Source organism: Thermocladium sp. ECH_B, assembly GCA_001516585.1.
Taxonomy (GTDB): domain Archaea; phylum Thermoproteota; class Thermoprotei; order Thermoproteales; family Thermocladiaceae; genus Thermocladium.
On the sequence record LOBW01000066.1, the window covers coordinates 1 to 10,323 of the forward strand.

The window sequence follows — 10,323 nt, forward strand, 5'->3', positions numbered from 1 at the left end:
GACAAGAAACGTCTTGCCTAAATACAGGCTTCCTACCCATAAGTAATACTCGTTATACAAATATAAATAACTTAACGACGACACTACCGTTAAACCATTAAATTTAATTAATTTATGTTTTTATACACCTATATTTCTACAACCCCGTATCCTATAGAGGTTTTAGCGCCTAATCCATAGAAGAGAGCTTTATTTATATCTTCTTTTTCAATTTTTTTCTTTGAAAATATTGTTAGATTAAATCCGACCCCTGGAGCTATAGCGGGAAATATTAGAGGAGTTGGATTAATTTTATGTTCTGAAAATTCGTTAACGTAATGTGGCGTAATAACCTGGGGTACTATTAGTCTAAATTTACATGAGACTGGAAAGGAGTCTAATATGATTAGGTCTTTTTCATCTAATAAATATCTATTTAGGACTCCTTTAATGGTAGTACTGGGAATGTAGGGTAGGTTAAAGATCGGATGCCAAGAAAGCCCAATGTTAATGGGCATATATGGATTGTGAGTGTGAACTAAAAGGGGTGTCTTAATGGTCATTATATATGTATTACTAACATATTTCTTTTTAGATAGAATCTCATTATAATAAGAAGAAACGATATTTACGTAAGTTGTAACATTATTTATTAAATCCTTAATTTTGTTACATTCAAATTCCTTATATAATTCAAGAGTTATATGTTTGCTTGCTTCCTCTATTGTTCTATCAGATTCGATGAACTCTATAAGCGTTTTAATCGCTAAACTTGTCATGTTTAAGGCCATATCCACTCTACCCTAAATGTATTATTTAAATCTTCTATGATGTTCTCTACAGCCCTTTTTATTGCTCGATTATCAATTTTTATTTCATGTTCTTTATGTTTTTGACCTTTATGGATTATCTTATCTGGGAAATCGTTAGATTGAAATATAGTTATTATTCCTATTTTTTCCATACCTTTAAATGGTAATCTATTATGATAAGTGAATATTACGGAGGACGCCCTTCTAATGTTATCATTTGTTATGAAACCGGTCTCTCGACCTCTGGGTAATCCCAAAATCCATGAGTCTTCAGCACTGATTTTTCTTCTAGACTTTAATACGAAGTTATGTAGCTTTACTGGATCACAATTCCTTATTATGCCTATTTGTGCTGTTCTCTTATTAAGAGTCGGAAAAGGCGGTAATTCTAATTTAGTTTTAGTTATTTTAGGCTTTAGATTGCTCTGAATAAATTCTTTAATTTCATCGTAAGTTTTTTCTATGAAGTCTCCTAGTGTTTGTTCGGTTATCTTAAAGTTTACAACTCTTGTTATATCGATGCTGCCTAAAACCTTTCTACTTCCTTTACCTATACCGCTTAACATGAGTGAAAGCATTGTTATTCTATCAACTAATGAGTTATCGTTAATTAGAATTATTTCAAACTCTCCGTCTATCATATATTCTCTTACTTTTGCTTCTTTGTTCTCTCTTCTTCCTATACTGAGGAGTTCTAGCCTGTGATAAACGTTTATATCCTTGCTGTTAATATCTGGTTGTTTTAACGTAAATGTCCTAATTATTACCCTCGAAGGTCCTAATTTAGAACCCAATCCTATCTGGTAAAGGAATCTTTCTATTATTTCTATGTTTAACATGCCCATATCTAATAGAATACCACCTATTATGGCTCTAGCCCACCACTTTACAATTCCTTTAATAGAGGATGGTTTTAAGAACCATAACTCATCTAAGATATGAGATTCATAAGAACCTATGTGTGTAGGAGTCACCATTGTTACATATAATATCAAGAACTTCACCTCACTTAATCATTGCCTCTGCTAGTAGCTTAATAATCTTAGCCCCCTCATAAGCTATTTTAGTAAACGTTAGATCATTTTCCTTTAGTAATTTAAGTAATTCGTCCTTATCCTGTAATGTATTATGAGGAATTAGTTCTAGTTTATAGAGTAAGCAAACTAAGTAGTCTGCGTATAATGCATAAGATATCTCTTCTGGTTTAACATCTTCCTTATTAACTATAACCGAATCTAACGAAATTTCACATACATGTGATAACAGGGAGAAAGTCAAACCTTTAGACCTAGCAGATGCATAAAGAAAGGTGTAATAAATTCCGTTATAATATATGTTTGTTAATAATGTTCTACATCTTTCTCTGAAGGATTTATTTATATCGTTGTTATTAAAAGAGAGAATAGATTTGATAATTTCATGAGAGAAGCTTACGATTGCGTCATTTAACATATAATTTCACCAGACTTTTACCTAAACTTTCCTTTCCACCAATTATCATACTCTTACTGTTAATAGTTTCCTTAACTGTTTCGCAACTACTCTTACATATTATACCACTAACGAATATTGTAAACATTGGGACAAACTCTTCAGTCCAAGGACCTTCTTCAACACTTTTTTCATTTTCTTTTAGCTTAATTCTATGCTGGATTATCAGACTTCTATTAATAACATCCCTTACAATATTATCGTCAACAACAAATACTGAAGTCTTCAGTAAGTCTTTTATTAACTCCTCTGGTAGGAGATTGAAAAGATTTTTCAGACTCTCCTCAACTTTAACTTTATCAAATAATATCTCATTTATATAAGCCTTATTGTTCTCGAAAATAATTGTTTTATCATTAGTAGCTAATGGAATAGGATTAATTGTTATAGGCGAGTTTTTATTAAGAATTTCGTTATAAATGGAATAGTATGTGAATAGGTGAGGAGAGGTTATATATATCCATATGCCATATAAAGTCCTAGCTGGGATTAGAAACAATCTTGCATCTAAGACTGAAATTTCGGATTCAGAAAACGATTTATCGCCCTTAATACCCAGCAGTTTTTTGAGATTTGGGAAATTATTTCCTAAAGATCCTCTTATACTTGACGACCATATAACTGGTATATCAAACTCATCTCTTTGAACGGGTATGTCGACATACTCATCTATCTGCCTACCTATACCAGCGTGTACTGGCGTTAATGAGTATATGAATAAAAATAAACTGTCCACATATTATATTGTATGAAATACTTAAAAATCTTTAAGATATGATAAGTAATATGACAGTAAAGATTGAGAAAATTATCGTTAAAGATTTTTTAGGGATAGAGTCTGCTGAGATAGAATTATCAAAGCCTATAATACTTTACGGTCCTAATGGAGGAGGCAAGAGTTCGATTATTAATGCTATACTTAAATTTTTAAAAGGCGAGCAAATAATATCTGATAGTGAAAAAAGAGGAGATGATGCAAAGTTAGAATTGTACTATAACAATAACGTAATCGAAATACCAAGTACACAATATCATAAAGGTATACTTAAGGATGTTAAGTATTGTCATATAACTGCATTTAATGTTGAATGTAATATTCAATTATTTCAATTATTAAATAACTGGTACTTCAACGCTGATACTATAGTTACTGATCCTAAGTTGGGAGAAATCTTCCGTAAAATTTTACGGGATTACGTTTCAGATCCAGAACAAAAGATCGAGTTTGAGGACTTCTATTACGATAGTGTAAGGATTAATGAAAAGTGGATTCCATTTAAGAATTTAAGTTACGGTCAGAAAAGATTCCTTGCACTTAACCTCATAATGGAATTATTGAAGAGTAATTTAATAGACGTAGGATTAATAGAGGACTTTGACGCATCTTTGCACGTAGATTTTATTGTTAATTTTATAGAAAATTTTCCAAAAGATAAAAGTATCTTAATCGAAACACATTCGGCAATTGCATTAGTAAAGGCGTTCAAACAAGGATTTAATGTATATTATGTAGCTGGAGGTAAAGTAATGAAAATAAGCGATCTTAAAAGAGATGCTCCATTACTATCTAGGGAATTAGAGGTTGTAAACAAAATATGAGGTAATAAACGTGGTTGTTTACAAACTTGATTGTTATAAAGACTGCAATAGTGCTAACAACAATATACTCTGTAACGAAAATAATAATTTTTTAGCCTTAGCTAGGGATCCTGAATGGGGAGAGTGTCCAGACGTTGTTGAAGGAATTTGTAGCAGTAAAAGTATTAAGATGAACGAACTTACAGTTAAGTCTTGCAATAAAGGATCTATGGCCGATTGGTTTATTTTATATAAAACTAGGAGAAGAGTGATCAGTTTAATTATAGAATGTAAAATTAACTGGACTCCAAATATTAAGGAACTTTTGGATTCTAATTCAGACTTTATAAAACAACTAGCTGCAGAGACTATTATTAATTTATTATCGATATCAGAATCATGCATAGAGAAAAACATTACCAGAGTACGTTTTATACTAGTCCTTGGCAATGAATTACTAAATCGTATTAGAAAAGTTAAATTTAGGGATGGTTCAGAAAAGATAGAAGAGGAAATTTTAACAAGAATAAGACAAAAGATAAGTAACATAAATGATTTAAGCATAGAATTCGAATTATGTAAAGGTAATCAGCAAACTATAACATGTGATGATAATTTCAAATTAAATATACCGTGTTGTTAGGTGAGAGTATGATTTCAGTCGAGCCAATTGATAGGAAGGCTTTTTATAAAAAACTATCTAAACTAGGGTTTAAACTAGTTAAGAGATATGAAGATGGGAGTAAAGCCTACCAATCCGAGAAGTATTTCGTTATTTTGGATTATTCTACTAAGGATTATAGAGAATATTATGTATTTGAAGACTTAAAAGTAGTAGATAAAACAAGAGCGTTTTGGAAACCGGAGAAAATGAAGGAAATTTTCAATGTTAAAGATGATATAGAAATGCTTAAGAATATCATGGATACGGTAAAGCAAGCTCTTATTGCAGAGAATTCAAGAGTATCTGAAGTGGGTAGAAATGCTTATAATGCGTATAAGGATAAGAGAGAATTAACTATAGTTTACGTTTATAATAAGATTTATAGGGAAGATGTCGAGAAAAGTGAGATGTATAATCTAGTTAAGGCTTTAATATGTGAAATATTAACTGAGGATTATATTTATAAATACATAGAGTTTAATCTAATCCCTTGTAATATAAGCTCGTTAGAGAGAGAAGTTAGAGAGAATTATGTTTTAATTACAAATAAAGAAAATTTACTCAAGCTTTTTATTTAAGCAGACTTTCTTATCTTTTAGATAGATTTTCACAGTACCTACATTGTCTTTAGATAAGCCAGCATGAGCTATAAAGTTTCTCTTAAATTCGTCCCAGTGAAAAGGATCAAGTATGACTTCTTCTTTCAATCTATCGTTTTTATTCTGATAGGTTTCTTCATTAACCTTTTCAAAGTATTTGCCTATTTCACTCATATTTAATTGGTCTTTAAGTAAATCCGTATAGGGTGTAACTAGAATATTCTCTGCTAAAAAGTTAAGAGTATCGAATGTACAACATAACCACTGACCTTCATCCTCAGTTTCAATCTCGTTTAAAATTTTACTGAGTAATATTTCGAGTATTAAAGCTTTTTTTATATTATTCTCGGAAATTTTTGTTTTATAAGAAATAAAAATATTATTATTATTTTCCTTTTTAATTTTAAATTGTNCATCTATATTTTTATCAAAAAGCTCCTTATCTGAGGATCTTTTAGAATAATATATAGCCCATGGAATAACTCCTATAGAAAAATAGGATATTGTCCTATACTTTTTAATTAGTGCTTTATAATTCGTGCTTGTTAATAATTCGTTCATTATTTCTGATTGAAGTAAAGAGAAGGATAAGTTTTCCATTATGTTGTCTTCCTTCTTAGCTATAATGATATCGCCTAGATTATATATGCTGGCTGAAACGTTTTCCGAGTTAACTATAGGTTCTTTAGAAACGGGAGAACTCCCATAAATACTTATGGATATTTTTTTAATTTCCTCTTTTCGTATAATCTTACTCATAACTAAAAGTGAGGTAGCAATTTTTACGCCGTTTATAAAACTAGGTATGTAGAAATTTAACCCATGAGTAACATCAACTACTATCTCTATCTCATTATATTTATTAGAATTGCTTCTCATTAAGATCTCATATAACCCTTTTATTATCATTGTCTCAATAACGTTAAGTATTTCCTCAGTATTTCTGAAATGAATCTTCGATTCTGTACCAGTTATTTGTTCATCAGGCTGTTTAAACATACTAAAGGATTTGTTACTAGTCTTATAATATGTAAGAGGACCTACTATATAAATGAATTCGGCATTATTAATAAGATTATTTAATAATAGATCGTAATCCTTATTTGCTTGCTCCTTAATCCACTGCTTAAGTCTTTTTTCTAGATCTTTAGAGCCCAATTCTGAACTATTATTTTTTTCGAGTTCTTTTCTGAATTTTTCGTCATTTAAAATTAAGGAGTAAGGCAATATAATAACTGGCTTAACGTTTTCTTCACCGCAAATTTTCCTATAAACTTCATAAAGAAGTGCAGTAGTAGATTTAGTAGGAGGCTTATCAACGTTAACTTTTTCCGTGCTGCTACACTCTATTTCGTTGTAATCTATATCTATATGATACCTCGTTTTCTTCCAATCCCCTACGTTGCCCCATAATGATACTATTATCACTCTTTTCATTAATCTTTATTAACTGACAGTGAAAATTAAAGCTAATGAGCCTTACAGTCCGCAATTACACTCTTCATCATTTTCTATTATATGTGCTTACTCCCTTAAAAACAGGTACGGGATTTGGAAAAGGAGAGATAAACAGAGCTATACAGAAGAACGCTTACGGTATTCCGATTATCTATTCAACTTCAATTAAAGGAGCACTTGCTGTAAAGGAAGGTAAAAATGAGGAAAAAATCGAATGTATTAATGATTTATACGTTAAAGTAAAGGGTATAAATAACCTCACGACCAGTGATGCGTTTCTCTTAACAGTGCCAACTTACGATAAAGAATACGGCATAGTCCACGTTACAAGTAAGTTCTTGCTTAAGAAATTTTACGAATTCCATAATGCACCTAAAGGATTAAATGAAATAGAAGAGCCTATAACTGATATAGAGAAAAATAGACTTATTTTTAAGAATAACATAATTGATGTGGAGACGCATAAGGAAGGACTAGTTAAGGAAATTAAGACAACACTTAACATATCTTCTAGCGAGCATATACTAATAATGCCAGATGAGAAATTTATCAATATTATTAACAGTATTATTATTAAACAGCCCAGAATAAGAATTGAAGAAAATGAGACCAGATTATGGTATGAGGAAATGCTTCCTAGCAGGAGTAAACTTCATTTCTATATCTACACTGCTCAAGATATTTCATGTCTAGATGGTAAGATATTACAGATTGGGGGTAGAGAATCGACTGGAGGAGGTTTTGCAAAGGTGATTAAAATATGATCTATATAGTTGGAGTAGACTTTTCTCAAGTTCAATCGTATATCTCTAATTCAAGAAAACTTTCAGATATGTGGGCTGGAAGCTATATAGCTTCGTATCTCTCTTGGTGTTTGGCTAATAATATAATAGGACAACTAGAAGAACGAGTTAAATGCGGAAATATTTGTGAAAATTGTATTATAACTCCTACATTAGAAAACAATTTATTTCATATCATAAGAAAAAATGAAATAGATCAGGAGACTCGTAAAAGACTTAACGCTATTCTTGAGCTTCAGTATTTATATCCTATATTTCCCGCTAGACTAACGTTTATAACAGAATGTAAGGAAAAGAATGAACTTAAAAATGAAATATTAGATAAATTGCACGAGTGTTATAGGAAATTAACACTAAATAATGAATTAAAAAATTACATTCAACTGTTAGATAAATATAAGTTTACCTCACATACTCCCATAGAGCCTCACATCTCAGTAGTCGAACTAGAAGAATATAGCTCTATAATAGACGTTTGCAAATTAATAAGTGGCCTTGAGAATCCTAAAAACAAAGATTTTCAAACGATATTATTTAAAAAATTGAAAAAACTTTCTGAGGAAATGCAAGTTAAGAAGTTGAAAGTTATAACGCCAGAGGCTTATCTAGATATAGATGAGTTAGTAAAAGATATAGATTCTGGTAAAATTCGTGTGAAAGATATCAGAGGTTATAAATATTGTGAGATGTGTAATAAGTTACCTGCAATTACCGAAGATAGTGAAGACTACTTATGTGGTTGGTGCCTGATAAAGAGAAAATATGGTGTATATATGTGGGAAAAATTAGGGGGATTTCCTTCTACCTCAGATATGGCATGGCTTGAATACAAGATCAATAAATCACTAGAGGTGGTACAAGAAGAAAGAAGTATTCCCATAAAAAAACTTCTTGAAATAATTTTTAAGGTAAATGAAATTAAACTGCCGAATTTTGCACTGTTTAAACTTGATGAGAAGGAAATAATGAGAAGGTATGTAGACTATCCTACATCTTATGCTATTATTAAAGCTGATATGGATTCTTTTGGAAAATTATTACTACTTGAGCCAGAATTCATCAAGTTTAAAGATGAAGATATACAAAAAGAGTATACGAAAAAATGGAAAGATCTTTTACCTCAAGGTGGAGATATAAAGAAAATTAAAGAAATTGAAAGAGAAATTAATGAACTAGTAATAGAAGATCTAGAGTCCATATTTAGGAATCATGCAATCCCTATATATATTGGAGGAGACGACTTATTAGCTATAGCCCCAGTCGAGAAGGCTTTAGAGTTGGCAATAAAACTTAGGAAAAACTTACTTAAATTCAAAACACTTAAATACAATGGACGATCAATTGGTATAATCCTAAGCCACTTTAAATATCCGTTAAAAATTTCTCTTGAAATTCTTGAAAGAGCTATAAAATACTTGAAGGAAGTGCTGGTCTACAAATTTGCGGATTTAGAAGTAATGAAGGATTCACTTATTGTAGTTAATAATGAAAGAGGCATTATTTCAGAAGCCATAATTCCGTTTAGATACATAATAGATCTCGATAGTCCAGAAAGAAATGAAGTAGGATCTCTTTTAGATGTAGCTCAGAAAATAATCTCGGGCATACGCAAAGGAATCTATAGTAGATCACTTATTTACGACTTAGGAGCTAGAAAGGAATTTTTTACCAGTCTCTCTAAAGTAAGTGAGAATGCAGTGAGTAAACTAATTATGAAAATTATGGAGGATAATAAAAAGAAGAAGGATATTTCGTGTTTGGAACAAGGTGACTATGAGACGATAGCTAAATTTAGCAAGATAAGAGTCGATGACAGAAGTGTGATAGAAGATTTCATAAAATTGTTAGGGTGGTTCTCATGATCGTTAGGGTTACTCCACTTGAACCTATGTTCTTTAGAACATACGGCGAATTCACAAGTTACGGAATATCAGGGCCTCTACCGCGTATTACCACTTTTATAGGAATGGTAATGTGGAATCTTAATGTTCCTATAACTTCCAACGTCGATAACTGGATAGAGATGTATAATTATACAACCAATGAGGTTTTAGGGATAAAAGATATTAAGGGACCAATTATAGAGATTGAGGAACTAGGATATCGATATGTACCTTTTCTGATTGAACGATCACTCTATTTGTTTAACATTAAAGAACTACCAGATGATCCGTTAAAAGAGAGTCTAAAAATTAAGGATAAACTATTAGATTACATCAACAAAATGATAATTTTAAACTTAGAAGTAGACAGACGAGTGTTAATTGAAAAACCAAAAAATTTGCCCGCGTCTGATATTCAAGATAAAGGTGTAAAGGAGCCTAACATATACACCGTTGTTATGACCTCTGACAATATCTTCCATAAGGAATATAAGGAATTTTATCGCATAGATTATGTATTTTACGTTAATAGTGAAAAAGAGGAAATTTTTAAAAAAATTGATGGAAAGGTAGTGCACTTTGGTGGCGAACGTAGACTTGCGAAAATAACGATTTCTGATGAGAAACTTAAGAATTATGAGAAACTTAAGAATTACGATAAAAAATATGCAGTTATACTTTCTCCAATATATTTACTTGATGGACAAAATATTTTAGAAATTTACAACTACTTAATAACAGGTAAAATAGTTATATTAAGTGCTGGTTTCAATCTTATTATTAATAGAAGGAACCCTATATATAGAGCAGTATCTGAAGGAAGTACAATCAAAAGAGATGAAATAGAGAAGATTAGAAAATTTGTATTTAATGGCTCATATTTATAATGTTTAGAATCTACCATCTTGATTATGAATTCAAAATCGTTTAGTAATTACTTTATATAAATGTTAAAGAACTACGGTAGTGTCGTCGTTAAGTTATTTATATTTGTATAACGAGTATTACTTATGGGTAGGAAGCCTGTATTTAGGCAAGACGTTTCTTGTCCCTCTT

General features: G+C 30.9%; 11 protein-coding genes. 6 read left to right on the plus strand and 5 right to left on the minus strand.

The window, feature by feature from the left end; all coding sequences use genetic code 11:
- Window positions 1–128 precede the first annotated feature (128 nt).
- The 4 genes from AT710_07775 to AT710_07790 are packed head-to-tail and all read right to left on the minus strand — an operon-like array spanning window position 129 to window position 3,018.
- On the minus strand, window positions 129–770 hold the full coding sequence (locus tag AT710_07775; GenBank protein KUO90981.1) for a hypothetical protein: 642 nt from the start codon (window positions 768–770) through the stop codon (window positions 129–131).
- On the minus strand, window positions 761–1,795 hold the full coding sequence (locus AT710_07780; protein KUO90982.1) for a hypothetical protein: 1,035 nt from the start codon (window positions 1,793–1,795) through the stop codon (window positions 761–763). The genes AT710_07775 and AT710_07780 overlap by 10 nt, the downstream gene beginning before the upstream one ends.
- Window position 1,796: 1 nt before the next feature.
- Window positions 1,797–2,243, minus strand: coding sequence for a hypothetical protein (locus AT710_07785; GenBank protein KUO90983.1), 447 nt, complete (start codon window positions 2,241–2,243; stop codon window positions 1,797–1,799).
- Window positions 2,233–3,018, minus strand: a complete 786-nt coding sequence (locus AT710_07790) for a hypothetical protein (protein KUO90984.1) — start codon at window positions 3,016–3,018, stop codon at window positions 2,233–2,235. Before AT710_07790 ends, AT710_07785 begins: the two co-directional genes overlap by 11 nt.
- A 50-nt stretch (window positions 3,019–3,068) precedes the next feature.
- On the opposite strand from AT710_07790, the gene AT710_07795 reads away from it, so the two are divergent.
- From AT710_07795 to AT710_07805, 3 genes are all read left to right on the plus strand, one after another.
- Complete coding sequence (locus AT710_07795; protein ID KUO90985.1) at window positions 3,069–3,881, plus strand: hypothetical protein; 813 nt, start codon at window positions 3,069–3,071, stop codon at window positions 3,879–3,881.
- 247 nt (window positions 3,882–4,128) lie between these two features.
- A complete protein-coding gene (locus tag AT710_07800; GenBank protein ID KUO90986.1) occupies window positions 4,129–4,503 on the plus strand; it encodes a hypothetical protein in 375 nt (124 codons plus the stop codon).
- 8 nt (window positions 4,504–4,511) lie between these two features.
- On the plus strand, window positions 4,512–5,102 hold the full coding sequence (locus tag AT710_07805) for a hypothetical protein (GenBank protein KUO90987.1): 591 nt from the start codon (window positions 4,512–4,514) through the stop codon (window positions 5,100–5,102).
- Here the strand turns inward: AT710_07805 and AT710_07810 are convergent.
- Window positions 5,082–6,560 (minus strand): hypothetical protein, encoded by a 1,479-nt coding sequence (locus AT710_07810; GenBank protein KUO90988.1) that lies wholly within the window; start codon window positions 6,558–6,560, stop codon window positions 5,082–5,084. The genes AT710_07805 and AT710_07810 overlap by 21 nt on opposite strands.
- Window positions 6,561–6,595: 35 nt before the next feature.
- Between AT710_07810 and AT710_07815 the strand changes: the two genes are divergently transcribed.
- From AT710_07815 to AT710_07825, 3 genes are all read left to right on the plus strand, one after another.
- Window positions 6,596–7,345, plus strand: coding sequence for a hypothetical protein (locus AT710_07815; GenBank protein ID KUO90989.1), 750 nt, complete (start codon window positions 6,596–6,598; stop codon window positions 7,343–7,345).
- Window positions 7,342–9,246: a hypothetical protein gene (locus AT710_07820; protein KUO90990.1), complete on the plus strand. Its 1,905-nt coding sequence runs from the start codon at window positions 7,342–7,344 to the stop codon at window positions 9,244–9,246. Before AT710_07815 ends, AT710_07820 begins: the two co-directional genes overlap by 4 nt.
- Before the next feature lie 104 nt (window positions 9,247–9,350).
- Window positions 9,351–10,154: a hypothetical protein gene (locus tag AT710_07825; GenBank protein KUO90991.1), complete on the plus strand. Its 804-nt coding sequence runs from the start codon at window positions 9,351–9,353 to the stop codon at window positions 10,152–10,154.
- Window positions 10,155–10,323: the final 169 nt, after the last annotated feature.

What these genes read in the sequence shown, in the direction of transcription:
- AT710_07775 (KUO90981.1), bottom strand. Translation starts at nt 770, where the DNA reads ATGGCCTTAAACATGACAAGTTTAGCGATTAAAACGCTTATAGAGTTC.
- AT710_07785 (KUO90983.1), bottom strand. Translation starts at nt 2,243, where the DNA reads ATGTTAAATGACGCAATCGTAAGCTTCTCTCATGAAATTATCAAATCT.
- AT710_07795 (KUO90985.1), top strand. Translation starts at nt 3,069, where the DNA reads ATGACAGTAAAGATTGAGAAAATTATCGTTAAAGATTTTTTAGGGATA.
- AT710_07805 (KUO90987.1), top strand. Translation starts at nt 4,512, where the DNA reads ATGATTTCAGTCGAGCCAATTGATAGGAAGGCTTTTTATAAAAAACTA.
- AT710_07815 (KUO90989.1), top strand. Translation starts at nt 6,596, where the DNA reads ATGAGCCTTACAGTCCGCAATTACACTCTTCATCATTTTCTATTATAT.
- AT710_07820 (KUO90990.1), top strand. Translation starts at nt 7,342, where the DNA reads ATGATCTATATAGTTGGAGTAGACTTTTCTCAAGTTCAATCGTATATC.
- AT710_07825 (KUO90991.1), top strand. Translation starts at nt 9,351, where the DNA reads ATGGTAATGTGGAATCTTAATGTTCCTATAACTTCCAACGTCGATAAC.